A 26,176-nucleotide genomic window follows, 5' to 3' on the forward strand; every position below is an offset into this window, starting at 1 on the left:
GGGCGGTTATGCTGCGGCGGAAAAACGGGGGGTGACCTGCGGTTATTCCTCGAACATGTGTGCGAGAGGGGTACGCAATTGAGGCGAGTACTGGGTGTGGCGATCTGCACGGTCGCGCTGACAATCACGGGGTGTTCCGGTGACACCGACACGCGGGGGGATTCGACACCGGTGATGCCCGGCACGACCACCGCGGCGGGCGCCTCGCCGGCCACATCCAGTCCGGCACGGGGGGTGCTGGCGCCGACCGACACCGGCCACAGTCAGAACACCGGAATGGACGTGATGATCCTGTCGGTGGAAGACGTCCAGTCGCGGTACGGTCCGGTCACCGTGTTCACGTTCCAGCTCGTCAACACCGGAACCCAGGTGTTCCAGGGGTACAACTGGCCTACCCCCACGCTGGTGTACGGGCCGTCGGGGAAGCCCATAGATCAGACGGTGTCATTTACCGAGGGGTACGGGCAGGGAGTGTCGGGTGCAATCCCGCCTGGTTCACGCCAAACCGTCAAACACGCCTACAAAGTCGCCAAAGCGGAGTTGAATCCGGCGGTGGTGACGGCGGGTTCGGTGTTGTGGCAGGGGGATTTCTCGACGTTCCAGCGCTGATCCGATGTTGGGGCGGCATCCGATATTCGTGCCGCCCCAACCCGATTGACCAATCGGTTGTGGGTGTGTATTGTCGTGGGTGCAGGACGGAGTAACCGTCACAAACCGGAGGAGAACCGGAACCATGACCACGATCACCGACAAATCCCTCGAACTGTTCCTGGCCTACGCCCGAGACGCTGGCAACTGGTCCGGCACCCCGCTGGTCGGCGGAAACGTCGGCGGCTCCAAGGAAGACCGCGGCAACCTGACCCAACTCAAGCGCGCCGGACTCATCGAGACATTCCGGGAATCCGGCGACACCTGGATCGAGTTCACCGATGCCGGAAAGGCTCTCGCCCAGGAACACGGGGTGCGCGTCAACTGACCGACGCCCCCCGCTCGGCCGCCCGCACTGCGCGGGCGGCCACCACCCCCACCCGACGGACTAGCCGTCACCAACCGGAGGAACCGGACATGCCTGGATACAAACCGACCACCGAACAGCAGCTGATCATCGACGCCGCCCGCACCGGACGAAACCTCGTCGTCCAGGCCGGAGCCGGAACAGGAAAGACCTCCACCCTCAAGATGGTCTCGCGAGCTCTGGCCGACCGCACCGCCCTCTACGTCGCCTACAACCGGGCCACCGCCGACGAAGCCCGAGCCAGCTTCCCCGACAACGTCACCGTGAAAACGGCGCACGGACTTGCCTATTCGGCGGTCGGCGGCGACTACCGCCACCGATTGAACGGCCCACGTCAGCCCGCGCGCCGCGCCGCCGAACTCCTCGACATGAAAACTTGGCTCGACCTGGAGACGGTAAAAATCGCGCCCCGCACCCTCGCGCGCATCACCATCGAAACCGTAGGCCGCTACTGCTACAGCTCGGACCACGAGATCGGCACCCAACATGTCCCGTTTCAACGGGGCCTCGACCGCGACCAGCAGACGGCCATCGCAAGCTATGTCGTGCCGTATGCCCGCAAGGCATGGGCCGACATCGTCTCCCGCGACGGCCGCTTGAAGTTCGAACACGATCACTACCTGAAGATTTGGGCGCTCACGAACCCGGTCCTGCCGTTCGATGTCGTCATGCTCGATGAGTGCCAGGACTCCAACCCCCTGGTGGCGCGCCTGGTTCAGTCCCAGCCCGGACAACAGATCGCCGTGGGCGATTCCGCACAGCAGCTGTACGCCTGGCGCGGCGCGGTCGATGCCCTCAACACGTGGCCTGCCGACGAACGCCTGTACCTCAGCCAGTCGTGGCGATTCGGTCAGGCCGTCGCCGACGAAGCCAACAAATGGCTGTCCCTGCTGGACACCCCACTCCGGTTGTCCGGGAACCCCTCGCTCGCGTCGAAACTCGAGTCGGCCGCCAACCCGAACGCGATCCTGTGCCGCACCAACGGTCGCGCCATGGCCGAGGTGATGCAACGCCTCAACGCCGGCGTCCGCGTCGCGTTGGTCGGTGGTGGCGGCGCGATCAAACAACTCGCGCTCGCGGCCCAGGACTTGAAGGCTGGCCGCCCCACCTACCACCCCGAACTGTTCGTGTTCACCACGTGGCAGGAGGTGCAGGACTACAGCGACGAACCGTCAGGGCAGGACCTGCGACCGTTCGTCCAGCTCATTGACGAGCACGGCCCGGACGCGGTGATCGCGGCGACCGAGAAGCTGACCGACGAACGCCGCGCCGACGTGGTGATCTCCACCGGCCACAAGGCCAAGGGCCGCGAATGGGATTCGGTGTTGATCGCGAGGGACTTCACCGAACCCGAACTCGACCCCGAGACTGGTGAGTACGAAGAGATCCCCGCCGCTGACATCATGCTCGCCTACGTGTCGGTGACCCGCGCGAAACTCTGCCTCGACACCGGCGGCCTCTCATGGATCGACAAGTACCTGATGGCGGCCTGATGGCGTCGTACGCCGAAATGCTGATAGCAGTCGGGGAACTCCACCCCGGCTGCTATGAGCACGGCCACATCTGGACGAAGGTCCCCAGCCCCCGCGCCGCCCGCGAGGGATGCGTCCGCTTCCTATGCGCACGCCCCGGCTGCGGCGCTGACAGCACCGTCACCACGGACATGGAGTGGCAGTTCGAACCCCGGCACGCCTGGCCTTCGCCACGCCCATGGAACCACTGACCGAACTGGACAAGAACATGCCCGAACGCACCTACGATGCCGACCCCACCCACCCTTGGGCGCAACGGTGGCGCATCCCGCGCGTCACCACCTCGCACCCACGCTGGAAGTACGAAGTCGCCGTGGTGATCCCAACCCATGGTGACACCTTCCTGCTCGACGGCGAACTCGCCGAGCCGTCCGAGCGTGAAGCCGAGATCATCGGATCGTTCATCAACTACCGACGCGCCTACTACTACGAGCACTGGGCTGCGCGGATGCTCGCCGAGCCGTTCGACGTGGACGACTCCACCAACACCGTCGTCCTCGCCAAATCCGTGGCCGGGTGGCAGTACCGGCGCGCAACCTTCCGACATGGGCTGTGGCCGTTCCGGAACGACCCGGCCACACAAGCCCAGTTCCCGCCCACCGCAGCGGGATTACGCGCCCTGATCGACCACATCAACGGCAACGGGCGGCAGTGGGTCCAGTGGAAATCTGACCACCCCGCCGTCTTCATCGACTGATTCAACATTCGGGCCGAAACCTTCAACGCGGCCTCCCATCATGAAAGGAACCTTGAGCCTTGGAGGGCTACATCACGGTCGCGGTTGCGATCGAGAACGGGAAAAAGCCGATGCGGATCTCGCTCCGCTCGCACGACTGGTCGACCGGCGACAACCCACGCTTCATCGCGCAGGACGTGGCCAACGCCGTCGAAACTCTGTCACAGCGGATCCAGACGCATCTTGCCCAGGAGTTCGGCGACATCCGGCAGACGCAGCAGGGAGAGATGTGATGGGCCGCCACGGTGATCCCGCTACCCGTATGAAGCGGTACGAAGCGGTGACCAACCCGCATCTGCTGCCCCGTACCCCACTGTTCGTCCGCGTCGACGGCCGCGCCTTCCACACCTACACCCGGAACATGGCGCGCCCGTTCGACCCACATCTGATGGATGCGATGGTCCACGCCACCCAGATGACCGCAGCGGACATGCAGGGCTTCAAACTCGCCTACACCCAATCGGATGAGTCGACATTCCTGCTCACCGACTACGACACCCTCACCACCGCGGCATGGTTCGACCGCGACCTGTCGAAGATCGTCTCCATCACCGCCGCCCTGTTCACCGCGCACTTCAACGACGCCATGCACGGCCGGACCGCGAACCTCGCCGTGTTCGACGCCCGCGCGTTCTCCGTGCCCCGCGCGGACGCCCCGAACGTGTTCGTGTGGAGGCAACAGGACTGGGAACGGAACTCGCTGTCGATGCTCGCCCGCGCCCACTTCTCCCACCGCGAATGCTACGGCCGTAACCGGGCCGAGCTGCACCACATGTTGTACGGCAAGGGCATCCTCTGGGCCACCGACCTCACCGGCCGGGAGAAGAACGGCACGTTCGTCCGGGTCGGCGGCGAGGTGAGCCACGACGTATGGAACTACACCGACCTCGATGACTACCTGACCTCGGTGATCGCGTGCGAGAGAGAGCAGGCCACGACGTGACCACCATCCTCGAATTCATCACCGCGCGCCTGGCCGACGACGAGGCGCGCGCACGCGCCGCGATCGAGTGCGCCCGGGAGGACACCAACGGCGATCCGGGGGAGTGGTTCGCCGGGCAGACCGCCAAGGTGTCCGGCGGGTGGGTGACCTCGGGCGCCGACCCCAACGCTGACGACGGGATCGAGTGGGGCAACGTCGTTCACGACGAGGGATTCCCGCGCGTTCCGCAGTCCGTGCACATCGCGGCCGAGGACCCGAACGCCACACTGCGCCGGTGCACGATGGTCCGCGCCATGCTCCGCCACGCGGAAAACGTGAAAGAGGACGAGCTGGAACAGGCAAGCGTTCTCGGCTACATCGGTCGCGTAGTCCAGCCGTACACCTTCCAGAAGATGCACCGTGACCTCGCCGCGTACTGGAACACACACCCGGAATACCGGAAGGAATGGGCCACCGATGCCGAATGACAACACACCCCACGTGGACTGGGAACAGGTCGCCGCTCACCTGCGACAGGCCGGGGAAGGATTCGCGCGGGCCGGACAGACCTGGACTGTGCAGGGCGCGATGGGCTGGATGTTCCGCGGCGACATCGACCGCGCCCGCGATGCCCTGCGCCGAATCCCCCGTGAACGCCTGGTGGAGGTATCGGCCGCCGCCGCCGCGCTGTCCAGCCTGGCCGACGAGATCGCCGCCGAACCAGGAGAACCACAGTGAGCTGGAACCCACTCCGTGCACGCTGGGAACGCGGTCGCCTCCGCATCGCCGCAGTCCTGCTCGAGTCCCCCGACGACGAGCACTACGGATACCCGCTGTCCCGCCGCGCGCGGGTCTCATCGGGTGTCCTCTATCCGGTGCTCGCGCGGATGCGCCGGGACGGCTGGTTGACCGACGGATGGCAACCGGTGGTGGAGGGCCAACGGTATCGGCGCCGCTGGTACCGCCTCACCGATACCGGACGCCGCGAACTCACCCAATTACTGACCGAGGCAGGAGAACCCTGATGGGCAGAGACTTCTACTCGCCGGACGATATCCAGGAACGGCAAATGCTGGCCTTGGAGCGGATAGCAGACGTGCTGGAAACACTCCCATCGCGGGACGCCATCGTGGATGCGGCGATACGGGAACGGATGCAGCCCGGCGATTACCACCGCGCGGTCGACCCGAGCGGCGAGCATCGCTTCGGCGGCACAGACGGAGAGTGGGTCAAGGTCGAAGCTGCAGAGGCTGGGCTGACCGTCGAACGGTTGTGGACCTACACCGCCACCGAATACCGGCCCGAGATGGGCACGCCGCGGTGAAGCAACCGATACCCGTTGATCAGTGGCCGCAGCACTGCTACGTGTGCAACACACTGCTGGGTTCGCGGCCAGACCTGATGAAGAACGCGGGCACCCTGCTGTCGTTCCCCGACGTGGAGAACCGGGTAGGGATGGAGATCCCGGAGATCATGCGCCCGGTGTGCTGGGGCTGCATCGAAGAAGGAGAAGCCTGATGACCGAGCAGACCGATCGCGTTTACGAACGTCTGGTCGAGGGCCTTCGTAACAAGATGAACAGCCTTGAGCGGGTCAAGTCGATGACGGAAGCCGAGTTGGCCGAAGCGACCGGGTACAGCGAGAAGTACGTCTCGCGTGTGCTGGCCGGGAAGGTCGCGGCCACCACCCGCGTGTGGACGAACCTGCTCGCCGCAACGGAGATCCCGCCGATTCCCGCGGACACCGAATGCGCCCACTGCGGCAGGCCGTTGCGCGCCCACGTCGGTATCGAAGGCCAGGAGTGCCTGAGCCACGGGGTGATGGTCAACATGGACACCGGCGCCGAAGTCGCAAGCTGGGGGACCAGTAGGCCGACGACGTTCCTGCGCGCAGACAGGACCACCAGCTGATGGCCGATCCGCATATGGTGCACTGCCGGTTCCACGTTCGTCGGCCCAGTCCGGAATCGGGGAAGTTCAGATACACGTCCGTGTTCTACGGGAGGGCCAACGACAGCGTGGTTCACCGCACGCCGTACCCGCCGTCGGTAGGTGATGTTCTCGGCGTGGTCGATGAGGACAACCAGTTTCTGGTGGTGCGGGTGATCGCACGAGATTGGTCCTATCCGGTGTCGGGGTCGCACGACTGGCCGACCGGCGCGCCGTCGCCGAGGAAAGGGCCATCGCTCACGCTGATCGTGGAGGAATGCTCTGGCCTATTCCACGACGAGTACGCGGACCCAGCCGAAGACGAGGACACCACAGATGACGAATGACCAACCCGGAGACGACCACGACACCCACGGCAACGCACTGCTGACCCTCACCACGGAGACCAGCGACGGCGGCCGGATCACCCAGTCCTGGACCATCTGCGAATGCAGCGGGACCGGAATCCGGGATGGTTTGGGTGCACCGCATCAGCAGTCGTTTGCGACCGCTGAGCAGGTGGCCGTGCTCGCGCGCGCGGCACTCGAACAAGGCGGCATACATCTGGGCGTGGAAGAGGACACCACCGATGCAGGATGACGAACTGCGCCTGCGCCTGGACTTGGACGCCGGCCGCGCCAAGCGCCGGGACTTGGACGCGGGACTGGCCGAGGTGTTGGCCGCCGAGTTAGAGATCACCGAATCCCCGGTCACCACACCGCCGAACTACTGGATGGACACCTACGTCGATGAGGACGGAACCGAAGTCCCCGGGCATTGGATGGTCCTGTCCCACATGCGGGATATCAGCTTTACGACGGACTGCGAGATGTGTCGTCATACACATGGCGTCACCGCTCGGTTCTTTCACACTCTGAACTATCCCGAGGGGTTGGAGAAAATCCGGGAGGAATGCCGGAAACGGCTCCTCCGTGAAGTGACGACCCCACACACCGCGCCCCCGGCGAGGTCGCTGTGAGCGGCGACCAGGCCACAGAGGCAGCGGATCTTTATGTCTGCCAGCCTGGCCGAGGACGCGGTGCGGGAGCGCAGGAAGACGGTCCCCGCCGGGAGGACTGTAGATACGCGAAACCCGGCTCACCAACCGTCCGGATGGCTGCCGGGCCCACTTCAAAGACGCTATTGCATCTTGCGCAGTCGATGATACACGAGGAGGCAACCACCGGATGAGCTACGCGAATAATGAACGTGAGCGCGCCATTCTGCGGCTCGCCGTCGCCATGGAGCTCACCCCCGAGGAAACCGAAGCACTGCTAGCCCGCCCCTCCGAGTGGGAGGTGTGGGAGCAAATGCGGCTGGAGGCAGGCGAGCGAACAGCCAGGGTTGTCGCTGACCTCGACAGGATTCTCGCTGACCTCGATCTGGCCGCGGTGCCGCGCACCGACGAACAGAAACTGATCGACGCTGGCAGCTACGCCATCGAGACGGGCGTCCGGTACGACGCCGACTTCCTACAGTCCAATACGCACTATCAGGGCGACGCGACCCGCGCACAGGAACACCTGACCGAGTACGTGCAGCGCACCGCTGCCACGCAACTGCTCTGCGGGCACGGCGACCTCACGGCGCCTCTCGCCGAGGGTGAGTACGTGCACCTCGCGAAGTCCTGCCCTGAACCGGGCTGTGACTGGCTGCTGCCGATCGAGTGGCGCTACGAAACCCAGATCGGCGTGACCCGGCGACGGGGGCTGCTCGAAACCGACGCGCTGTGCCGAGCGCACATGGAACAGCACACCGGCTAGAACCCGTCTACTACACGAGTACGTCGAAAAACCGCACGTGCTGGACGTAATCCCGACGACACGACCAGCTTCCAGCCTCGCTGAGCAGCGGTTTCTGGAAGCCTAGCTGCGACACATTGGCGGGAGAGAGGACGAGACGATGGGCAGCATCCGCAAAATGACCAAGGCTCAACTGCGTCAGCAGGACTTGGATCAAGAGAACCCGGCATTCCTGGCGTGGCTTGCACGCATGGACGAAGAGGTCGAACGGTTCTTCACCGAAGACGCGCCAGCAGTCGGCGCGTTGGAAAACCGTTGGACGCAGGAAGGTTTGCGGATCGCCGCGGAGACAGCGCGCGCGATGTGGCCCGACTATCGGGCGGTTCTGGAGCCGGAAAACGCTGATGTGGTCGACCGGTTCGGCCGTTACGTAGGCGAGGTATTCGTCCACGCATTCGAGGGCAGTTGGCGGAACGTCCCCGGCAACGGCCCCGACGATGTGCCGTTCTTCGCGTGCGTGGGCAACATCGCGTCGATTGCCTACCTGGAGCCGTTCAGCGTGTTTAAAGCCGCCGTCGCAGAGGGACGCGCGAAAAATGTGCCGCTGCATCCCGGCGGAACGCTCGTCTGGCTGTGGGGCAACGCGCGAGAGAACTACGACCAGTGGGTCGCGGCCGGTCAGCCCTCGGCCAGCGAGTGGGCCGACATCAAATTCCGAAGAAAATAGCAACACTCCCGTGGGGGATGAATGGGCTCTGAAGATACGCCGGACAACCTGAGCCCGGCAGAACGCGAACAGTACTACCGGTACGCCGAAGGCAAATACGGACGCGGCGAGACACCGAGAACGCCGATGGACTGGCGAGAGGCGTCGGCCACGATGCGGGCGCAATTCCTCACGGGCAAATTCGTGCAGGAGGGCCTGAATCAGATCTACAACCTCAGGGGTCTGGGCGCGCAACCGGAAGTCACCGTCCGAGCGGGTGAACAGATCATCCGCGTGGATTGGCGTATTCCCGCACGCGATCTGGTTGTCGCGATCAATATCGAAACCAAGGGCGGCAGGTTCGATCAGCAACGCGACCTGACGCAACTTCGAGGCTATGCGGCTCTATTGGAGCAGGGCCAGAAGGTCGTCTACTTCATCCGAGCGGAGAAGGAACCGAAGCTGTCGAAGGAGACGCGAGACCTTCTCGTGCAATTGGAACAGCAGTACCCGCAGACGTTCACGGTGCAGCGAGCGAGCGAGAAGGTGTTCGCTCGCGTCCTGGCCGCCGGGATGCGGGTAGTGCATGAGCAGCAACAGCAGAGGCTTCAGGAGAACGTCGCGAAACTGCCGCCTCGTGAAGCCGCTGCGTTGACGGTTGAGCAGATCGCCAAGGACTACCTGATCGAGATCCATCGCGCCCGAGAAGAAGGGCGGGAGATCGGCATCGACCAGTTGCGTTACATGGACGCGACTTTGAAGGACTTGGCTGCCGCGGAATTGAAACTCGATCTCGAAACGGCGGACAAACACCGGGAAGCGTTGGGGTTGCGGTTCCACGAGTCGCGGGCTGTCGAGCAATACTTGGAGTTGAAGGCGCGCGATCAGCACGGAGAGAGAATGTCTCCTGTCAACATGGTCACGCACGAGTTGCTCGACCGAGAGCGCGCTGAATTGGCAAAGACCGCCGCGGAGATTCACGCGCACATCGAACAGGCCCGGATCGAGGGAAAGACCCTGGATCTGGAAGCACTGCGCAAAGACCATGCCGCGTTGGCGAACACGCTGGGGGCGGTGCAATCCATCGAGACTCAACTGTTCAACGACACCGCATCCAACAGCGTGCAGAAGGGGCTGCCCGAGCATGAAGCGCGCGATTGGCTTGAGGCAATGCGCATCATCCAAGAGGAACGCGACCTGAACACGCAGAAGCAAATCGACGCTATCGCTGCGGTTGCCGAGCGGGAAGAGAAGGCACGCGAGGAGGCCGAGTTGGCGCGTGCCGCGCACCAGCAGCACCTCGACCGCCTTCCGCCTGAGGTCGCGAAGCTGTTGGAGGCGGGACAGGCGCAGCCGCCGCAGGCCGCGGTGAATCGCGATCCGAACATTGCCGCTCCGCAGGTCCAGCGCGGTGGTAGGCACGCCCAGGGGCAGGAGCGGGGGCTGGAGCGGGGACGGTAACCACTGGATCCGTTACGACACGAACAGCGAAGTGCCCCACCGGAATCCGGTGGGGCACTTCTTGTGCGGTGGGGTGGCGCGTGGCCCCCCTCAAAGGGGTAGTCTCGATCGATCGGGACGCCCGGACGGTAGTGGCGATGCTATCTCACGTTGCTTCTCGCACCGGTTTGATGACGCCGCCACCCACCTCCATGACCTTGATATTGGCCTCCGTGCTGGTGAGGAATGGCCCGAACTCCTCACCTGTATAGGCGATTACCCGATACCCGGTCACCTTCCCGGCTTTCGGTGCTCGACTACCACCGCAGCAGCTACCCATCTCAGCTCGCCTTCCGTTGTGCGGCCATCGCCGCGACCTGTACCCGCCTGCGGTCAGAGGCGGCCTCGATCAACTGTCGTGCGGCGGCTTGGCGCTGCTCGGCGGCCACCTGCTCGGCGTACGCGGCTGCGCCGCGGCGGGCGATGTCCTCGAGCAGGGACGCGGGCAGCGGCGGCCGGGACGCCGGGGACGGGCGCGGCCCGAAGCTGGCGACCAGCGCCAGATCGCCTTGACGGTCGCGCAGCCGCTGCGACAGCGGGATCGGAAAGCCGGGAGAGTTGACGGCGTGCCCGATGAGGAGTTCCGGGTGGCCGCCGACGCGTTCCCAGTGACCGGAATGCGGCGTCTGGAGAGCAAGTTTCACCATGCTCTCCGGGGCGTTCATCTCGATCGCACCGGACACCCAGATCCCGTGATCGTCCTCGCCTGCGCGCACGTACGCCCAGCAGGTAGTCACGTCGTCGTAGTGCTCGATCGCGGCACGCATGCCGCGGCCGGCGGGGCCGTGGCCGCCGCCGACGGTGAGCCGCCCGCACCGCAATACCTCGTCGGTGTCGAGATGCACCGGCGACTGGTGGAATTCCGCGTACCCGCTGTAGCTGCGGTAGGGGGTGCGCTGCATGTCCGGGTAGGCGGTGTGCATGGTCTCCCAGCACGCCAGATGCCCGACCACGCGCCCGTCGGCGGTGGCGTGGATCGGGGTCGGCTCCGCCAGCTCCGGGTTCGCGAAGAACGCGGCCGGGTACAGGTCCGGCGGCACGATCCGCGGCACGGCCGCCGCAGCGACCAGCGCCAGCCCGTGCGCCTCGTCCTCGGCGCCGACCTCGTCACCGAGAACCATGTGGGCGTCCCGGAACTCCGGCACGCTGACTAGGGTGGCGGCGACGATTTCGGCCACGTCGATCCGCTCGAGGACGGTCGCCCCGGCCAGCCACATCTGTTCGGCGATCTCGGGGGTGACCGGGTTTCCGGCGGCGTCGGTCAGCACGGAACTGCGCGCGCACAGTTCGACGCTGGGCCGGGTTACTCCGGCTGCGACCTGCTGCATGGCCTCGGCAGCTTCGGGGGAGTCGAGGGTGACCCCGCCAAACCAAACCGCGTTGTCGCGTACCTGCATGGTTTCCACGACCGCGACGGTGTAGGCACCGTCGTGCCCGGGGTCGGCGGTCTTCTGCCACTTCATCGCGAGCGGCAGTGCGGTGTCGACCAATTCGACGTTGCGGCCGAGCATCCAGCCTTGCGATCGGCCGGGCTCGCCGAGCGGGATAATCATGGCCTCGAATCGACGGCCCATCTTGGTGCCTCCTGGTTGGGCCGCGCTGGCTGCGACGGCGGGATCTGGGGTGGTGCTGGCGGCGAGTGCGTCGAGCGGGGCGGCGTTGAGGATCAGCAGCACGCAGCGACAGCCCGCGATCTCTTCGACTGGGCCGTTCGGGTCGTGCGGGTACATCAGGTCGGCTCCGCCGACCTCGAACGGTCGGTCGATGGGGACGCGCTGCCGGTCGGCGTCCAAATGCGTTGGGCGCGTGGCGGCGTCGTGCAGGCTGATCCATTGTTTGTCCAGGCGGGCGCCGGTCGCTGCCGCGTGCTCGACGGCCGCGGCCAATCTGGTGGCGTTGAACGCGGCTACGGCTTCGTTGCGGGCGAGCAAACCGGCGTCGTCTGTCCACTCACCCCACGACAGGGCGGTGTCGACGGCGGCGCGAACCACGTCAACGGCAGCGCCGGCGGCGTTGTTCATCGCGGCGCGGACGCGGCGGGTGGCGCGGGCGGGCAGCGACGACAGGCGTTGGCGCGCCGACGCGAGATACCTGCTGCGCCAGTCGGTGAGGCGTTCGGCGGTGTCGCCGAGCAGGCGGGTGACCGCAGCAGCGAGGCGGGGCATGATCGTGTCATCGACGGCCTGATCCCACGCTGCGTCGGCGTGGCGGCCGATCGCGTCCGGGTCCGGCGGGATCGCGGCGGCGGTGAGCGCGGGCAGCGCTGCCGCGCGCGCCACCTCGAGCCAACCCTGTAAGGCGGTGGTGGTGGCGTCCTGCAGCTCTTGTTCCAGCTGGAGAAGCGTGAGCAGGTCTTCGCGGGGGATGTCGGGCATCAACGCTCCCACGGCATGACGGGGCGGCGGCCGGTGGTGAGCGCGGTCGCGCATGTGGTGACCACGACATCCCGCAACACGGCGTGGGTGATGCCCGCGGCTGCGCACACGGAGTCGTCCACCATGTCTTGCCAGCCGTCGATCAGGCGGGCGATGTCCGCAGCTCGTGCGGGTCCGAGGTATTGGGGGAGGTGGAATTCGGCGGGCTGTACGTCACGCAGCCGGTAGTGGTCGCCACGCCCAGACCGGCGCGTACCTGCCAGGCGCATGGCCTGGTTGACGCACATGCGGATGATCGGGCCCGCGGCTGAGGCGGTGACCGCCGAGTTGTCGCGTGTGTCAGGCGTCGCGCCAGGGCCAGGTTCCAGTTCCGGTTGTGGCCGGGTGGCCGGTACTGCGACAGGGGCCGGGTCGGGGAGCTCGGCGAGGGAGGGCACCAGCACCCGCAGGATCGGGGATAGGACCGCGAACAGTTCCGGCTTTCGCCGTACCTGGTCGGTCGCCCACAGCGTCCACCCGTCGACGGAGGTGAGGTCGTATCCGTCGTCCTCCGGAGACATTCCGAGTTGCCGCATGTAGGCGTCGGCGTTGACGACACCGTCTGTGTAGCCGTTGCGTACCTTGTTGATCTGGTCCGGCTCAGCATCGACGTCGCTGGTGTCGTACCAGATGACCGTGTTCCCGGCCTTGGCGCCGAGCATGGGGTGCAGCAGTTCGCGGGTGAGGGCGTCGCAGATGACTTCCATCTCCGGTGAGGCGTGCCAGCGCACGGCCTGTTCTTCGATACCGGCCAGCGACCAATGATTCAGTGTTCCTTGCCCGAGGAGCACTTCGGCGGGCATGTCGAGGGTCATGGCGAGGCGGCGCACCGCGGCCTCGAGTGCTTCGAGTGCCCTCTCCCCGATCTCGGTGTCGAACTTGAGGTGTTGTACATCCTTGACGAATTGGCCTGCCACCATCAGCACGATCGGCACCAGGGCCTCAGCGCTGGAGGGGTCTTCGATCGCCTTGGACATGGCCTCCTGGATGGCCTTGCGGATGTCGGAGGCGCTGACGAATTTCGCTGCGGGAGGCGGGGGTGGCGGCAGGTTCGGGGCGTCGGGGTCAGGGGCGGCGCGCGGCGCGGGCTGCGTGGGCATACTGACCTCGCTGGGGAGGATCAGGACACCGTTACCGGCGAGTCGTGACTTGCTGGCGGCTTCGATTGTTTGTGTGGCGCGGACGATTTGACGCAGGATCGGGCGAGCGGCCTTGACCGGGGACCAGGGCAGTGAGGAGCGTCGGGGGTCGGGCCGCCAAATCCGGGACAGGGTGTCCGTCTTGGGGTTCATCGTGTATTTCGTGCCGTCGAGACGAGTGATCACCACGTCCTGACCGGAGGTGTGTACCTCCTCCTGCGACAGGATGTGCCATTCCTCGACATCGTCGGGGTAGATGATCGCCAACCATCCCTGGCCGGGGATGGTGAGCAGCGGGGTGAGACGGGCCAGCATCTGGGATTGGCCGGTGGCGCCGCCCGCGATCCTGGCGACGAGTTCGATCGCGGCCTGATTGTCGGTGGTGCCCGTGGGTTTGCCGGTCTCCGGGTCGATATCGGATGCCACCAGCCGGAACCGGGAGATGAGGGCGGTTTTCCACAGCAGCGCGAAGGACAGTTCCCCGACGACGTCAAGGAAGTCCCAGCATTCATCCGACCATTTCCCGTCGCGACCCTGCTGCTGAGGGCGGGTGATGCGGCCCCACTTCTCGGGGGGTACAGGGGCGGACGCTGCGGTGAGTCCGTCGAAGTCGCCCGACAACGCCGAGACCACCGGGGGTTCCGCTGTGCCCTCGGTGGTACGCCGCTTGCTCCAGATCAGTGCCATCGGCACGGGTTGTACGGGGGAGGGGCGCAACCGGGTTTGGATATGGACGGCCCCCTGAACCGGTAGAGGGTCCGGTTCAGGGGGCCGCGTTATCGCACGATAGTCCTATGGGTTTCGGGATAGGTAGTCGTGCGCGGCCCGGTACCACGAACAGGTGTGACGGCAGCTGCCGTGGATGCTGAGCAGCGTCTCGGCCTGCGTGGTGGTGAGATGTTGGAATGCGTTGCTGGTGATGGGGGCGAGGCCGAGCACGCACGCTTCCCGCCCCACCCGCAGCCGTATCTCAGCGGTCGATGGACCATCCACAGTGGGAGCGCGAGAGACGTAGGTGCACCACACGAAATAGAGGACCATCGCGGCGACAGCGACAGCGGCGACGACGACCAAGATCCGCCACACGGTCATGGCAGAAGAGGGTGGGCCGGGGGAGTTGGGGCGAGCGTCGGCCACCGCCTGCGGTGCTCCCACATCTGTTCGGGATCCAGCACGATCACCGACGCGTGCTCAGTGAGCGCGCGGCGCGCGACCCATACATGATCGATATGGGGCGCGATGACGACCGTCGCGGCGGCTTCGCGTAGCGCCATCACTGTTGCGGTGACCGGCATGAATATGCCCGGCGAGACCTCGAAAATCGAGTGCAGGGTGTGGCCGTACCGTTCGGCGGCGGCCCTGATCCGGTCGCGATGTACCCGGTCAGCGCGGCCGGACAACTCGAGGTCCAGCACCCCTATCGCAATCGCCAATTCCTGTGCCCCCTTGCGGAGTGGTTGGGTAGCACCCGACGCCGCCGGGGCCTGGGGGTGGGTGACACATTCGGCTCACGTCGGCGTCGGGGCTTGTACTGACGCTATGCGTTCGCTGACGTACGAATGTACGAAGAATGTACGAAATTCTGCTGCTAGGGTGTGAAGGGTGAAGGACGAAGACCTCACCTATGTCGGCGGGCGAATCGCGCACTTCCGGAAATTGCGCAAACTCACCCAGCACCAGCTGGCTGCGCAGGCGCATGTTTCGCGCTCGATGCTCGCCGACGTGGAGCGAGGCAAGGCGAAAGCGAGCACGGTGTGGATCGGCGCCGTCGCCACTGCGCTGGCCGTGGACGCATCACGCCTCTACGGCACCAACACCGAACCCGAACAGCTGGCCGAGATCCTGCCGCAGCTGCGCCGCACTCTCGCGGCGACCGATTTGATGTCCCCGGACACCGTGCCCGGACCCGTCGACCAGCTGGAGCGGATGGTCGCGCGGGTCGGGGTCTGGCGGCGCGAGACCCGGTACCGCGACATCGCCGCCGCACTGCCCGATCTCGTGGACCAACTGCTGGTGATCGGCTCCGATCAGGTGCCACGCAGCCGCCCGTACACGATGCTCGCCGAGCTGTACCGGGCCGCGAATACCGTCGCTCACAAACTCGGATATGTGGACCTGAGCCTCACCGCCACCGAACGTATGGAGTGGGCGGCGACCCGCGCCGGTGACCCACTGCTGCTCGCCACCACCCACTATGTGAAGGCGGCCACGCTGTCCCGGATGGGCGCGACCGATCACGCCCTGCGGCTCCTGTCGCGCGCGATGGCCGACATCGATCCGCTCCTCGAGGACGACGACCAGACGGTAGCGGCGGTGTACAGCCTGCTGCACATGCGGGCCGGGACGATCGCCGCGGCGACCGGCGACGCCGACACCGCGCGGTCCCACCTGGAGGAGGCCGGGAGGCTCGCAGCCCGGTTCCCGGATGGAGTTGTGTACGGGACACCGGTCGGTCCTGCGAACGTGAGCCTGTATCAGCTGTGCGCCGAGGCGGACCTGAACGAGCCGGGACGGGCATTGGAAATCGCGAACCGCCTGAACCTGCCGAAGGGGATGGCCGCCGAACGAAAAGCGTACGGCGAAGTCGACCGCGCGCGCGCATTCCTGCTGGCCCAGAAGCTCGATGACGCGATGGACGCTTTGGAGCGCAGCTACCAGGCCAGCCCGGAGCATTTCGCCGCGAGCAACGCCGTGAAGGGCACGGTAACCACGGTGCTCGCGCAGCAGCGGCGCGGCACCGACCGCGCTACTCGGTTGGCTGGTCTGGCGGGACTGGATGCGTAGATAGCGCGTCGACGTAGATTTGGCGGGCGTCGCGCACCAGCTGCGCCAACCGCGGCAACTCGTGCCAAGGGATTGGTTCTCGTCGCAGGTTTGCGCGGTCGAGGGTGGCGGCGACGGCATCGAGGGTGGTCCAGGCAGCTTGGACCGGTGTGCGCTGAGACATGAACTCCCTTTCGTACCAGCGCACACCGACAAGCCGCAGACTTCCTCACAACTCCGTGCCCACGCGCACCACGCGCCGCTTGTACGGCTTGGGCTTGGCCGATTTCTCGCGGGGCTTGGGTGGGAGGAGTTCACCGGCGGCGATGCGTTCCTTGCGTCGGCAGCTCATGCAGATGCCGCGTTCGTTGTTGCACAGCACACGGTCTGTCCGCCAATGCGAAGGCCAGTTCTTCACATACAGCTGCCGACCGCACCCGGCGACGCAGGGAAAGTCCGGTGGGGTGTCGGAGACGTCGAGGCCCAACATCGCAAGCAGAGTCGCCTCATCGGATGCGGATTCGGCGTGTCGGCGGGTGAGGCGACGCACCGCTTCACGGTCTTCGCTGGTGATGGCGCGGCAGCGGTGAGAGGCGTCCGCGAGGGACAGCCCATGGTCCAGGTCGTCCCACTGTCCCATGTCAGTCCTCCCCGTTGCGGGCGCCGTCGGTTTCGGCCCAGGTGATGAGGTCCACGATCAGCTGTGCGTGTGCGAGGTCGTCGGTGTCGACGGTGACGACCTCGGTGCGGTTGGTGGGCTGGTACTCGACCGCCCACTTCCCGGCTTTGTCCCGGCCGGGCAGGTAGGGGCTGGCAGAGAACCGGTCGTCCCGGGTGCGGAACACCCCGGCGCACAGGGATTCCCGCAGCTGGTTCGGGTGATCGTAGGCGGAGGCGATCACGTCCAGGGTGTGGGGGACATGCCCGGCGGGCCACATGTGCGCCCACCGAGATTCGGCGAAGACGTGACGGTCCCAGGCGGCGCGGTAGGTGTCCAGGTCGCGGGGGACGGCGGCGGTGAGACCCTGGCAGGCGTCCCGCATTTCCTGCGCGGCCTCTACAGCTTCACGGGTGTAGACGATGGTCATGTCCGGTTCCTTCCGGGTTGTGACGGTGCAGTCCGTCGAGGGTGTATGGCCCGCCCCGGTGTGAGGCGGGCTCGGTGGTGGTCAGGCGGTGGTGACGGCTTCGAGGGGGTCGGCGTCCCACGGGAGGTTGTCCAGGATGTCCTGGAGTTCGGCGTCGTTGGTTTCGGCCCAGCCGCGGGCGGCGGCGAAGGAGTCGAACCCGGATGCTTCGCGGACGGTATGGTCGGCGTGCTCGGGGACCAGGACCATCGAGACCGCGGCGCGGATCATGCCGTCGCGGTCGGCCCACACGACGGTGATCAGTTCACCGGCGCGCAGTGGGCGGCCGTCGCCGAGGATGTGGCGGTGATCGCCGTCGTTCCAGGGGCGCGCAAGCCAATGCGCGGGGATGGCGTCGCGTTGGGTGAGCGCGGGGGTGGTGAACATGTGCCGGTCCTTCCGGTAGGTGACGGTGTGCTCCGTCTGGGGTTGGCTGAGCTGCCAGCTCTGGCCCCACCCGGGGCGGGTGGGGCCAGCAAGCGGTTCAGACGGGCCGCACACGCATCGCGTTGATGAGCCGGTATTCGGCGAGGTACGCGCGGCCCTCGGCCAGGGCTTCGGCGGCGATGTCGAGCATGTCCATGCTCAGCGCGTGATCGGCGGTGTTGGTCGCCTGTTCGGCCAGGTGCAGGGCCGCCGCGGCGCGGCGGTCGAAGTAGGCGGCGATGGTCGCGCGGGTGCGGACTGCGGGGACGGGACCGGCGATCGCCGCGATGTCTGCCCGTACGTCGGTGGTGTGGGTGGTGTTCATGTCCGGTCTCCTCCGGGTGGGTGACGGTTACTCCGTCTAACACCATCGAATATACATACCTTAACCCCAAGGATCAATGGGTCAATCGGATTCCAATCCCCGTAACACGAGCGCTGCCTGCGACGCTGCCAGCGCCAACGCGGGCGACCACCACAACGGCAAATCGGCCACCAGCGCCGCCGGTACACACAGCACCGCCCCGAACCACACACTGATGCAGGCGTAGCAATGGAGAGCGAACGTGATGGGGTGGGATCGCACCGGGGCGTCGGGAGCCAGGGGCTCCTCACTCGGCCAACGCTCGCCAGCCCACGACCGCAGCGGGGAACCGATCTTGTCGAGCACGATGACACGGGTACAACGCGCGACGACGAACACGTAGATAACCAGGGCGAGGACTGTGGTTGCCATGAGGGGGACGGTAGGCCCGTCCCATGCAAAGCTGCGTGGTGCGCGTCGCGGCCGAAGCCGTTGGCGCGCCACTGGACGAGAGTTTCGGCGTCGGTGGTGAAGTCGGCGGGCGCCGGCGAGGTGACAGCCATGTCGGTTGCAGACCCGTGCGGACCGGTGAACTACGCGGCTCGGCACGGTTGGGTGATGTTGCCGCCGTGGGCGCGGTGCTCGCGGATCCACGCGCGTTGGGCGACAAAGTCGACGTTGTCTATCACGCTCGTAGCGAGAGCGCGGTTGACGTCGCTCGCGACGATCTTGCCGGTGCTGGTGTGGGTTTCGCCGCAATCGCACGCGACAACGATCGGGAACGTACGCCCAATGTTGTCGAGGCTTGTCGGATCGTCGAACACGACGGCGCTCAGACGGCCTCATGGAGGAGCGATGCGAGCATGTGCCTGTCCAACGCCCGCTCCATCGCGGCCCGGTCGCCGAACTTGCGGGCCTTCTCGATCAGGCTGTCGCGCTGCGCCTTCAGCTTGTCGCACGCCCACTCGAACTTCCAGCGGTCGCGCTCGTCGGCCTCGCGCGCCCTCTGCAACCACAACTCCACGTGCATGCACTTGGAGTTGAGCGCGGAAGCGATGGCGTCGGCCCACTCTTCGGTGGTCATCTCGGGTGAGTCCTTTCAGGGGTTGTGGCGGCTGGTTCGCGGGGAGCGTCGTTGATCCCCTCCGTGCTTCGTTGAACGGGAACCGGCCGCCACCATTCGGAGGGCTACGGGTTATTCGGGAGGCGTGTCGGCGATGGTGACCGCGTTGTCCGTGACGATCAGGTCCCAGGTGGCTTGTGGGTCTTCGCCCTGGGCGTGAATGACGCCGTTCACGACGTGATCAAAGGTGAAGTCCTCGAACCCTTTATGCCCTTCGGCCTGCGCGCCGCTGCGAAGAAAATGGTCGATGAGGTACTGCATCCAGGCATCGCTGTCGTAGAACTTCTCGCAGCTGTCCCATTCGATGGCGGTCCCGTCCTTGGTCGGCACCCATCCGCACCACGGGCCGGGCTGCCCTTTGGGTGGCCGGTTGCAGCTTCGGATATCGGGGTCGTGCCCTTGGTCATGGCCGATCGCGCCGTCCGTCCCGTCCACGAAATAGGGGCCACTGGTGCGGTCCATGTGGCGGGTATGGGCGAATCGCCACAGATAGGTGCGCTCGCTCTCGTTGAGCGGGGGTGTGACGGTCACGGAGCCTTCGAAGTCGGTCGTGTATCCCATGTGAATCTCCTTGCTTATCTGGCAGTTTCAGGCCGCCGACGAATCGGGTTCGGGACTCGTTGCGGTGCTCGTGGATCCAGTGGTTTGCGACCCGGCCAACGCTGGGCCGGATCGGTTCCTCTTCGCGGACACGGCCGGGTACTGGCGTCTACTGCGGATGGTGGGGGCACTGGCACCCCACGGCCGAGCAGGTTCCCGGCGTCGGTGCCGCCGGATGTGTGTACGGGTGTTCGCACCGGCATATCGGCACCCACTGTCCCGTGGCCGTTACCGACGACTGCCGTACCTGCTTCAGCCGGGTTGTGGGGTAGTAGTGGTCGACCAGGGTCAATCGCCCGTCGTCGCCTACCGAGACGACAACGAATTCGTCCCAGTGGAACAGGATGATCGACCCGTGGTACTCGACCACGTCGCCCGCGCGAAGATCCTGGTGTGGGCGGGGCTCAACTGCCGGGTGGGGACGCCACCGCATCGCGTCGGGGCCGGTCTCGTCGTCCTCGAGTGCGTTGTCGATGAGGGCGATGATGTCCATGCCGGGCTCCTCCGGTAGGTGACGGTGCAGTCCGTCTGACCTCAATAACTATACATACTCTCAACCGATGGGTCAATGGGTTCAGCGCAGGCCGTCACTCATCTGCCCCCACGAACCCGCACCATCCGCCAGTCCGGTGTCTCCACCGCCGGACAGGTAGTTGTAGGCCACCACCGCAGCCGACACCCGGTCGGGGGAGTGCTGTCCTTCCATCCATGTGCGAGCCATGAATTCGAACGTGGCGAGCTTCTGCCGCACCACCCGGCACCAACCCGTCGACATGGCGTTCCGTAGACCTGTGGACCGCACGAGGGCGTTGCCGTCGCCCTTCCATGGGAAGACGTGGAAGGGCCGCTCATCAGGCACCCGCACCCCCTCCACGATCCCGTCCTTGTCCAGGTCGGCCGCCTCTGCCACGAGATCCTTGTACGCCTGTTTCAGGGTCCGCTCATACGTGACCGCTGCCGAGTACGCCTCGAAAACCACCTCGGTCGCCCCGGTGCGCAGCGCGAGCAGGCACGCCTTGCGCGGCCACTCGGCGGCCGACAGGGCACCGCTCGCGTCGTCGGTGAGGACCACACCCCCGTACTGGTCGGTGCCCGCGGCGATGATGCCAGCCTGATCGCCTTTCCCGGTCTCGGCGGGATCGATCGCCACGATCCGCCGATACAGCGGCGGCTCCCGGTCAAGCCGCCACCGGTTGAACCACTTGATCGAGAACAGGGTTCCGTCCTGCGGGGTGGGGTTGCCCTGGTACATAGACGACCACACGCGTTCGGATTTCGTGGCTCGGACGGCGCTCCAGTCGGTCTTGCCGCGGGGGTTGACCAGCTGCACGCCGGGTTCGCGGCCGAGAGAATCGTGCAATCCCGGTTCGGCGATGGCCGGGAAGTTCAAGACTCGCCAGCGGTCCGGCTCCAGGCTGAGCAGGTAGGCGTGGGCGTCTTCCTCATTCCAGCGCGTGCCGATCATCACGGCTGGTGCCTGCGGTCCCAGTCGCTGGGATCCTACGGTGTCCCACCAGACCCTGACCTGTTTCCGGTGCGCGGGGCTGTCAGCCTGGAGCATCCCGGCGAAAAGGTCATCCAACAGCATGTAGTCGGCGGGGCGGCCGGGCAGCGCGGTACCGACACCTGCGGCGACCAGACCACCCTCGCGGCCAGCCAGCTGCCACCGCGACGCTGCTGACTTCTTCCCGATCCCGATGCCGAGCCGGTCCGGCAGCGGCGCACCGGTGAGGGAGTCCCGGGCGCCGGTGCCGAACGTTCGGATGATGTTGCGGACCGCTTCGGAGTGGGTGAGCGCCAGGTCCTCGCTGTGGGTGACGACGATGATGCGCCAGTCTGGGTGACGCATGAGCGCGTGCACAGTCCCCCAAACGGCCACACGCAGGCTCTTGCCGGTCTGGGAAGGCTTCGAGATCATCAGCCGCGCCGCGGGTTCGCCTTCAGGGCGGACGTGCTGCGCGGCGGCCAGCTCCCGGTCGATCATCTCGAGGTCGGGAGTCTGGACCGTGGTGGGATCGAGCGCCATCGCGAGCGCGCCGGCGGTCGGGTACTTCCGGACTGCTTCGCGGCGGACCAGTTCTTGGTTGGCCCATGCGAGAAACGCCGCCCGCTGCCCCGGCGGCAGTCGAGCGGCGCGCTCGAACAGTGCATCCGTCCCGGCCATCGACCGGGATATACGAGCTAGGGGCGCAAGACCTCTTACCGCACTGGGCCCATTCAGACCGGGCGGCGGTCTCTCGCTACCGGCGTGGCATGTGAATGAGGGTCGGCATCTCCGGTTCGCCGTCGTAGCCGTCCTCGTACAGCGAGTAGCCGAGGAAGTCTCCCGGGTCGGCGTCCACGAACTGCGTGATCCAGTCGAGGAACGCGGCTACCTCGCCGTCGTAGTGCCGGAAGGCGCTGTGCACGGTCAGCATCGACCGGAGTTCGTACCCGTCGACGCTGCCTCGGCCGAAGGCGAGTGGCGGCCCGACGATCGGCGTGGAGATTTCATCGACTCCTGTGAGCGCGAGATGCCAACGGCGGCAGGCGAAGAACGGGTGCGCGTCGTACGCTTCGAGGTCGTTCCCAGCGGCGATCTTCTCCAGCCAGTCGAGCAGGCCCGCAGGGGTGTCGTCGCGCAGGTGGACGCGCAGGAACAGTTCGGTCATGTTCGCCATCAGCGGTCGGTCTTCCCGTATCGGATGCGGACCACCTGGCCGCCGTCGAGCAGGTGCCGCAGGAGCGCCGCTTCCACGAGTGCCCTGCGTAGCGGGTGGAGGTGCCCCTGCTGCGGCGGATTCAACGTCGGTAGGATGTCGGACGCGGAGAGCGCGGCGCGGACCGGCGCAGACCCCTTGAGGGCGGTTGGCTGTAGGAGCTGCAACAGGTGGTTCGACTCCACCCCTGCGCCGCTCTCCTCGCGCCAGCGGTCATTCCGACGGGGGCGGCGCTTCATCGGGGGATCTCCGGGTCGTCTGGCTCGATCAGGTCGATGATTCGGCTAGGTGCTGTCAGGAACAGGTGGCAGTGTCCGCAGTACCGGTTCACGATGTCGTGCGGGTTGTAAGAGGTGCGCCCGCACACCGAACACGTGATGCACGGTCTCGATCCCGGACCGGTCGACTCGAACGCCTTCGGCGCCCGCGAACACCACGGGTAGTGGTTGCCCGCCGAACTGAGACCGCATTCGGTGCAGATACCCAACCGTCGTTGTGTGCGCCGTTCCTGGCTGCACACGCAGCAGGATTCGAGTTCGTCGCAGTCCGGGCAGCGGAGCGGGCCGTCGGGCTTCACGAGTTCACCCACATCGCGGCCGGGAGGCGGGCACACGTCGATCTCGACGGGCTCGTAGGTCTTCCATACGTCGTTGTGGTGGCGCGGGTCGTCCGTGCCGACGCAGTCGGTGAAACCGCAGATGTGCACGGTGTACCAGCCAGGGCGGTCGGGGTCCGGGCTGGTCTTCTGGTAGTGCTGGCGGTCGATCATCAGGCGGCTCCGGCGTGTTCGTTGGCGATGCGTTCGGCTACCCAGTGCAGGGGGACGGGGCGCAGCCCGTGGGCGTCGACACCGACGTGCAGCTGTCGGCCGCGCTGCTGCACCGCGGAGTGGGTGTGTCCGTGCAGGAGCCATTGCCCGGTGTCGGGCATCCGCCATTCGTTGTGGCGGAGCACTTCGGTGTGGTCGCCATCGGGGTCGTCACGGTAGGGGAAGTGCGACAGGAGGACTCGTTGCCCGCCGATGCGGCGGACGGCGGTCTGTTGAACGGTGGCGAACACCTCGAGCCAGCGGGGGAGTTCACCGGGGGCGCCGGTGTGCATCGGGTGGACCGAGCAGTGATTCCCGGCCACCAGGTGCACGGTCCTGTTGCGGGCGGCGATCCAGTCCAGGCCGCGGCGTTCGTGCCCGCGGCGGCCGATGAGATCCCCGAGCAGCCATACCTGGTCGTCGGGACGGATCAAGCGGTCCCAGTGCTCAGCCAGGGCGGCGTCGTGGGCGTCCACATCGTCACCAAAACCGCGCAGTTCAGCGACGAGACGGTGACCCACGTGAAGGTCAGACGTAAACCAAACAGCGGACATCAGGCCGACCCTTCCGTGTGCGTGTTGCGTTCCCGCCGGACTTCGGCACCCGAACGGGTGTCGTGTTGGCGGATGTATTCGGCGCACCCGTCGCACACCATCGACCAGCCCAGGGCTGGCACCATGACGGTGTGGGTGGCGGGCTCGGCGCCGGGCTCGTGGATGCCGCTGCGGGTGAACCGGCACATCGGGGCAGGCCCGTTCCAGCCGTGCTGTGGGTAGGCGCGGCCCGCACACTTCTCGGTGTGGGTGCAGCGCCATTCGATCGGCCCGGTTTCGGGGATATGTGCGATGCGGAACTGCGCGGTGCCGACCCGCCCGCAAACGACACAGATCCGGGCGTCGCCGGTTCGTGGCGCGCCGATGTCCAGCCAGCATTGCCAGCAATACACGTCGATCTGATGCGGGCCGCCTCTCTCTCCCGCGCTGAACACCACCCGGCATTCCGCCCCCATCGTGTCCTTCCGCCGACCACTCACACCCGGCTTACTCGACATCGTGTGCGCGGTACCGCACTTCGGGCACGCAGCGCCGAACAGTTCCTGGATGTACCGGGGACTCATTGCCCCGCCGGTGCGGGTGGGCACTGACTGTGGAACCAGAACCGTTCGCCGGTCGGGAGGGGGTCGGTGACCGCGCAAGCGCCGCGTTGCCCGCACCACAGGCAGGTACCTGAATCCTGGTTCGTGGCAGGGTCGAACAGGGTAGTGATGGGCAATCCGAGACGCGTTCTCCCGGAGTTGTACACCGTGGACCGCTCCACCTGACGTTCGCCTGTGTCGGGGTCGCGGCCGGTCTCGCGTTCCGTGTGTATCCGCACGGTGAACCCGCCGCCGGTGATGGTCTCGGCGACCTTGGTCAGGGTGTCGATGATCGGTGAGGGCTCACCGTTCTCGGCCTGCGCATCGGTGACGTCGATTTCGAGGGTGATGGTGTGACGTGGTCCGGTAGTCGACATCAGTCCGTCTCGAATCCAGAGATCGCGGCATGGAGCAGGTTCCGGGCATCGACCATGACGGCATAGTCGATCTCGAACATGGCGACGTTTGAGCCGTCGACCATCGCCACGGCGGCGTCTCCCCATCCCGGTTCATGGATCGGGCCGTCGCTGCGGCCGGTCGCGCCGTAGACGTAGCAGGATCCTTGCAAGTACAGCCAGCCGCGGGCGAGTTCGTACCGGTCGTAATTACCGGGCTGCTCCAGACCGCAGGTTTCTGCCCAGGGCGACCGCCAGCGGTCAGGGAAGGCGTCGGAGTCGATTACTTGGCGTAGCGCTTCCAGCAGGGGGCGGGCCTGGTCGACCGGCACACCGAGACCGACATGCGAGTCTCGGCCTTCAGCCCGTCGGACACGGGCCTGTCCACCGTAGAAGTAGGCCGAGTTCGATCGGACTTCGACGCGCCAGGGGGCCATGTCGGCGGTGGGTGTGAGGATGGCGCCCATCAGATCTTCCTGAGTTCAGCGCGATAGTTGGCGATGCGGCCCAGCACGGTGGCAACGTTGTCGGTGACCGTCAGGGGTTCGGGGGTGCCGAGAATGTGGACAACGCAGCCTTGTTTGCCGTCGGCAAACGTGTGGGGCCGCACCAGGGAGATGTGGTCGAGGTTGACATACACGGTGCCCTCAGCAAGTTCGTTGAGGGGGATGAATCCGGTGGGCAGATTCGGCAGGTCGTCGCTCACGGTGGTCTCCTATTCGTGGTCGAGTTGGGGGCTTGCGCCAGCGCGGCGGGCTGTTCGGACGGCGTCCAACCAGCATCGACGGTCGATCTCCCTATTCGTCTGGCTGCGGGTACGGCACGGTGGCCGGGTCGATGCGGAGATAGATCCCCGATCGGGTGGGATCACCGCATTTGCAGCAGCGGTCGGGCGGGCCGACGGGATCGTTGCCGGCCTGCCGGTCGGGGTTGTCGCGGTTCCAGCAAGCGACGCACAGGGGTTGTGTCCAGCCCATCAGAACACCTGGGGTTCGGCTGAAAGACCGGGATTGGTCTCGTACCAGGCATCGGCGGCAGCTTGGAGCGCGGACCGGAGGCCGTCGAACACCTGCTCCTGGTCCATGTTCTCGGGAAGGTGGTCGGTGTCGTTGACCACGAGACTGTATGTGCCACTGAGCATCAGCTTCGCCACGGTGATCTC

General features: G+C 66.2%; 43 protein-coding genes. 19 read left to right on the forward strand and 24 right to left on the reverse strand.

The window, feature by feature from the left end:
- The first annotated feature begins 96 nt into the window (after window positions 1-96).
- The 18 genes from ACL03I_RS32280 (at window position 97) to ACL03I_RS32365 (ending at window position 10,042) form a co-directional block, all read left to right on the forward strand.
- Window positions 97-609, forward strand: coding sequence for a hypothetical protein (locus ACL03I_RS32280; RefSeq protein ID WP_412807752.1), 513 nt, complete (start codon window positions 97-99; stop codon window positions 607-609).
- Between the two features lie 124 nt (window positions 610-733).
- On the forward strand, window positions 734-976 hold the full coding sequence (locus ACL03I_RS32285) for a hypothetical protein (protein WP_412807753.1): 243 nt from the start codon (window positions 734-736) through the stop codon (window positions 974-976).
- Between the two features lie 89 nt (window positions 977-1,065).
- A complete protein-coding gene (locus ACL03I_RS32290; RefSeq protein WP_412807754.1) occupies window positions 1,066-2,508 on the forward strand; it encodes a UvrD-helicase domain-containing protein in 1,443 nt (480 codons plus the stop codon).
- 175 nt (window positions 2,509-2,683) lie between these two features.
- Entirely contained in the window at window positions 2,684-3,244 is a 561-nt protein-coding gene (locus ACL03I_RS32295; RefSeq protein WP_412807755.1) for a hypothetical protein, read from the forward strand.
- A 59-nt stretch (window positions 3,245-3,303) separates the two neighbouring features.
- On the forward strand, window positions 3,304-3,516 hold the full coding sequence (locus ACL03I_RS32300) for a hypothetical protein (protein WP_412807756.1): 213 nt from the start codon (window positions 3,304-3,306) through the stop codon (window positions 3,514-3,516).
- A 29-nt stretch (window positions 3,517-3,545) separates the two neighbouring features.
- Window positions 3,546-4,226, forward strand: coding sequence for a tRNA(His) guanylyltransferase Thg1 family protein (locus tag ACL03I_RS32305; protein ID WP_412807757.1), 681 nt, complete (start codon window positions 3,546-3,548; stop codon window positions 4,224-4,226).
- Window positions 4,223-4,693, forward strand: a complete 471-nt coding sequence (locus tag ACL03I_RS32310) for a DUF6221 family protein (protein WP_412807758.1) — start codon at window positions 4,223-4,225, stop codon at window positions 4,691-4,693. The genes ACL03I_RS32305 and ACL03I_RS32310 overlap by 4 nt, the downstream gene beginning before the upstream one ends.
- A complete protein-coding gene (locus ACL03I_RS32315) occupies window positions 4,683-4,943 on the forward strand; it encodes a hypothetical protein (RefSeq protein ID WP_412807759.1) in 261 nt (86 codons plus the stop codon). The genes ACL03I_RS32310 and ACL03I_RS32315 overlap by 11 nt, the downstream gene beginning before the upstream one ends.
- On the forward strand, window positions 4,940-5,230 hold the full coding sequence (locus ACL03I_RS32320; RefSeq protein ID WP_412807760.1) for a PadR family transcriptional regulator: 291 nt from the start codon (window positions 4,940-4,942) through the stop codon (window positions 5,228-5,230). Before ACL03I_RS32315 ends, ACL03I_RS32320 begins: the two co-directional genes overlap by 4 nt.
- Window positions 5,230-5,529, forward strand: a complete 300-nt coding sequence (locus ACL03I_RS32325) for a hypothetical protein (RefSeq protein WP_412807761.1) — start codon at window positions 5,230-5,232, stop codon at window positions 5,527-5,529. Before ACL03I_RS32320 ends, ACL03I_RS32325 begins: the two co-directional genes overlap by 1 nt.
- Window positions 5,526-5,723 carry a hypothetical protein gene (locus ACL03I_RS32330; protein WP_412807762.1) on the forward strand — a complete coding sequence of 66 codons (198 nt, stop codon included), beginning with the start codon at window positions 5,526-5,528 and terminating at the stop codon, window positions 5,721-5,723. Before ACL03I_RS32325 ends, ACL03I_RS32330 begins: the two co-directional genes overlap by 4 nt.
- Window positions 5,723-6,115, forward strand: coding sequence for a helix-turn-helix domain-containing protein (locus tag ACL03I_RS32335; protein WP_412807763.1), 393 nt, complete (start codon window positions 5,723-5,725; stop codon window positions 6,113-6,115). Before ACL03I_RS32330 ends, ACL03I_RS32335 begins: the two co-directional genes overlap by 1 nt.
- Window positions 6,116-6,195: 80 nt before the next feature.
- Window positions 6,196-6,480 carry a hypothetical protein gene (locus ACL03I_RS32340; RefSeq protein ID WP_412807764.1) on the forward strand — a complete coding sequence of 95 codons (285 nt, stop codon included), beginning with the start codon at window positions 6,196-6,198 and terminating at the stop codon, window positions 6,478-6,480.
- Window positions 6,470-6,733: a hypothetical protein gene (locus ACL03I_RS32345; protein ID WP_412807765.1), complete on the forward strand. Its 264-nt coding sequence runs from the start codon at window positions 6,470-6,472 to the stop codon at window positions 6,731-6,733. Before ACL03I_RS32340 ends, ACL03I_RS32345 begins: the two co-directional genes overlap by 11 nt.
- On the forward strand, window positions 6,723-7,112 hold the full coding sequence (locus ACL03I_RS32350) for a hypothetical protein (protein WP_412807766.1): 390 nt from the start codon (window positions 6,723-6,725) through the stop codon (window positions 7,110-7,112). Before ACL03I_RS32345 ends, ACL03I_RS32350 begins: the two co-directional genes overlap by 11 nt.
- A 208-nt stretch (window positions 7,113-7,320) precedes the next feature.
- Window positions 7,321-7,896, forward strand: coding sequence for a hypothetical protein (locus ACL03I_RS32355; protein ID WP_412807767.1), 576 nt, complete (start codon window positions 7,321-7,323; stop codon window positions 7,894-7,896).
- Between the two features lie 139 nt (window positions 7,897-8,035).
- Window positions 8,036-8,602, forward strand: a complete 567-nt coding sequence (locus tag ACL03I_RS32360; protein ID WP_412807768.1) for a hypothetical protein — start codon at window positions 8,036-8,038, stop codon at window positions 8,600-8,602.
- A 21-nt stretch (window positions 8,603-8,623) separates the two neighbouring features.
- A complete protein-coding gene (locus tag ACL03I_RS32365; protein WP_412807769.1) occupies window positions 8,624-10,042 on the forward strand; it encodes a hypothetical protein in 1,419 nt (472 codons plus the stop codon).
- 145 nt (window positions 10,043-10,187) lie between these two features.
- Here ACL03I_RS32365 and ACL03I_RS39575 read toward each other — a convergent pair whose 3' ends face one another.
- The 5 genes from ACL03I_RS39575 to ACL03I_RS32385 form a co-directional block, all read right to left on the reverse strand.
- The gene (locus ACL03I_RS39575; protein ID WP_459561393.1) at window positions 10,188-10,361 is read right to left on the reverse strand and encodes a DUF7196 family protein; all 174 of its coding nucleotides are present in this window, start codon (window positions 10,359-10,361) and stop codon (window positions 10,188-10,190) included.
- Between the two features lies 1 nt (window position 10,362).
- Window positions 10,363-12,456 carry a hypothetical protein gene (locus ACL03I_RS32370; protein WP_412807770.1) on the reverse strand — a complete coding sequence of 698 codons (2,094 nt, stop codon included), beginning with the start codon at window positions 12,454-12,456 and terminating at the stop codon, window positions 10,363-10,365.
- A complete protein-coding gene (locus tag ACL03I_RS32375; protein WP_412807771.1) occupies window positions 12,456-14,321 on the reverse strand; it encodes a hypothetical protein in 1,866 nt (621 codons plus the stop codon). The genes ACL03I_RS32370 and ACL03I_RS32375 overlap by 1 nt, the downstream gene beginning before the upstream one ends.
- A 105-nt stretch (window positions 14,322-14,426) precedes the next feature.
- Window positions 14,427-14,726 carry a hypothetical protein gene (locus ACL03I_RS32380; RefSeq protein ID WP_412807772.1) on the reverse strand — a complete coding sequence of 100 codons (300 nt, stop codon included), beginning with the start codon at window positions 14,724-14,726 and terminating at the stop codon, window positions 14,427-14,429.
- Complete coding sequence (locus ACL03I_RS32385) at window positions 14,723-15,067, reverse strand: hypothetical protein (RefSeq protein ID WP_412807773.1); 345 nt, start codon at window positions 15,065-15,067, stop codon at window positions 14,723-14,725. The genes ACL03I_RS32380 and ACL03I_RS32385 overlap by 4 nt, the downstream gene beginning before the upstream one ends.
- Before the next feature lie 169 nt (window positions 15,068-15,236).
- On the opposite strand from ACL03I_RS32385, the gene ACL03I_RS32390 reads away from it, so the two are divergent.
- A complete protein-coding gene (locus ACL03I_RS32390) occupies window positions 15,237-16,418 on the forward strand; it encodes a helix-turn-helix domain-containing protein (protein WP_412807774.1) in 1,182 nt (393 codons plus the stop codon).
- A gap of 208 nt (window positions 16,419-16,626) precedes the next feature.
- On the opposite strand, the gene ACL03I_RS32395 is transcribed toward ACL03I_RS32390, so the two are convergent.
- The 19 genes from ACL03I_RS32395 to ACL03I_RS32485 form a co-directional block, all read right to left on the reverse strand.
- Window positions 16,627-17,037 carry a hypothetical protein gene (locus ACL03I_RS32395; protein ID WP_412807775.1) on the reverse strand — a complete coding sequence of 137 codons (411 nt, stop codon included), beginning with the start codon at window positions 17,035-17,037 and terminating at the stop codon, window positions 16,627-16,629.
- 1 nt (window position 17,038) lies between these two features.
- A complete protein-coding gene (locus ACL03I_RS32400) occupies window positions 17,039-17,485 on the reverse strand; it encodes a hypothetical protein (RefSeq protein ID WP_412807776.1) in 447 nt (148 codons plus the stop codon).
- 81 nt (window positions 17,486-17,566) lie between these two features.
- The gene (locus ACL03I_RS32405) at window positions 17,567-17,911 is read right to left on the reverse strand and encodes a hypothetical protein (RefSeq protein WP_412807777.1); all 345 of its coding nucleotides are present in this window, start codon (window positions 17,909-17,911) and stop codon (window positions 17,567-17,569) included.
- A gap of 97 nt (window positions 17,912-18,008) precedes the next feature.
- Window positions 18,009-18,275, reverse strand: a complete 267-nt coding sequence (locus ACL03I_RS32410) for a hypothetical protein (protein WP_412807778.1) — start codon at window positions 18,273-18,275, stop codon at window positions 18,009-18,011.
- Between the two features lie 81 nt (window positions 18,276-18,356).
- A complete protein-coding gene (locus ACL03I_RS32415) occupies window positions 18,357-18,686 on the reverse strand; it encodes a DUF1360 domain-containing protein (RefSeq protein WP_412807779.1) in 330 nt (109 codons plus the stop codon).
- Window positions 18,687-18,847: 161 nt separating this feature from the next.
- Window positions 18,848-19,078 (reverse strand): hypothetical protein, encoded by a 231-nt coding sequence (locus ACL03I_RS32420; RefSeq protein ID WP_412807780.1) that lies wholly within the window; start codon window positions 19,076-19,078, stop codon window positions 18,848-18,850.
- 8 nt (window positions 19,079-19,086) lie between these two features.
- Window positions 19,087-19,338: a hypothetical protein gene (locus ACL03I_RS32425; protein WP_412807781.1), complete on the reverse strand. Its 252-nt coding sequence runs from the start codon at window positions 19,336-19,338 to the stop codon at window positions 19,087-19,089.
- 111 nt (window positions 19,339-19,449) lie between these two features.
- Complete coding sequence (locus tag ACL03I_RS32430; RefSeq protein ID WP_412807782.1) at window positions 19,450-19,938, reverse strand: hypothetical protein; 489 nt, start codon at window positions 19,936-19,938, stop codon at window positions 19,450-19,452.
- 148 nt (window positions 19,939-20,086) lie between these two features.
- A complete protein-coding gene (locus tag ACL03I_RS32435; RefSeq protein WP_412807783.1) occupies window positions 20,087-20,470 on the reverse strand; it encodes a hypothetical protein in 384 nt (127 codons plus the stop codon).
- 81 nt (window positions 20,471-20,551) lie between these two features.
- Window positions 20,552-22,141, reverse strand: a complete 1,590-nt coding sequence (locus ACL03I_RS32440; protein ID WP_412807784.1) for a hypothetical protein — start codon at window positions 22,139-22,141, stop codon at window positions 20,552-20,554.
- 76 nt (window positions 22,142-22,217) lie between these two features.
- Window positions 22,218-22,637: a hypothetical protein gene (locus tag ACL03I_RS32445; RefSeq protein ID WP_412807785.1), complete on the reverse strand. Its 420-nt coding sequence runs from the start codon at window positions 22,635-22,637 to the stop codon at window positions 22,218-22,220.
- Window positions 22,637-22,861, reverse strand: coding sequence for a hypothetical protein (locus tag ACL03I_RS32450; protein WP_412807786.1), 225 nt, complete (start codon window positions 22,859-22,861; stop codon window positions 22,637-22,639). The genes ACL03I_RS32445 and ACL03I_RS32450 overlap by 1 nt, the downstream gene beginning before the upstream one ends.
- A 50-nt stretch (window positions 22,862-22,911) precedes the next feature.
- Window positions 22,912-23,445, reverse strand: a complete 534-nt coding sequence (locus tag ACL03I_RS32455) for a hypothetical protein (RefSeq protein ID WP_412807787.1) — start codon at window positions 23,443-23,445, stop codon at window positions 22,912-22,914.
- Window positions 23,445-23,960, reverse strand: coding sequence for a metallophosphoesterase family protein (locus ACL03I_RS32460; RefSeq protein WP_412807788.1), 516 nt, complete (start codon window positions 23,958-23,960; stop codon window positions 23,445-23,447). The genes ACL03I_RS32455 and ACL03I_RS32460 overlap by 1 nt, the downstream gene beginning before the upstream one ends.
- A 77-nt stretch (window positions 23,961-24,037) precedes the next feature.
- Window positions 24,038-24,517: a hypothetical protein gene (locus ACL03I_RS32465; RefSeq protein WP_412807789.1), complete on the reverse strand. Its 480-nt coding sequence runs from the start codon at window positions 24,515-24,517 to the stop codon at window positions 24,038-24,040.
- An 80-nt stretch (window positions 24,518-24,597) separates the two neighbouring features.
- Entirely contained in the window at window positions 24,598-24,996 is a 399-nt protein-coding gene (locus tag ACL03I_RS32470; protein WP_412807790.1) for a hypothetical protein, read from the reverse strand.
- The gene (locus tag ACL03I_RS32475) at window positions 24,996-25,481 is read right to left on the reverse strand and encodes a hypothetical protein (protein ID WP_412807791.1); all 486 of its coding nucleotides are present in this window, start codon (window positions 25,479-25,481) and stop codon (window positions 24,996-24,998) included. The genes ACL03I_RS32470 and ACL03I_RS32475 overlap by 1 nt, the downstream gene beginning before the upstream one ends.
- A complete protein-coding gene (locus ACL03I_RS32480) occupies window positions 25,481-25,720 on the reverse strand; it encodes a hypothetical protein (protein WP_412807792.1) in 240 nt (79 codons plus the stop codon). Before ACL03I_RS32480 ends, ACL03I_RS32475 begins: the two co-directional genes overlap by 1 nt.
- 270 nt (window positions 25,721-25,990) lie before the next feature.
- Entirely contained in the window at window positions 25,991-26,167 is a 177-nt protein-coding gene (locus ACL03I_RS32485) for a hypothetical protein (protein ID WP_412807793.1), read from the reverse strand.
- Window positions 26,168-26,176: the final 9 nt, after the last annotated feature.

The organism is Nocardia sichangensis, assembly GCF_047200615.1.
In the GTDB taxonomy this organism is placed as follows: Bacteria; Actinomycetota; Actinomycetes; order Mycobacteriales; family Mycobacteriaceae; genus Nocardia; species Nocardia sichangensis.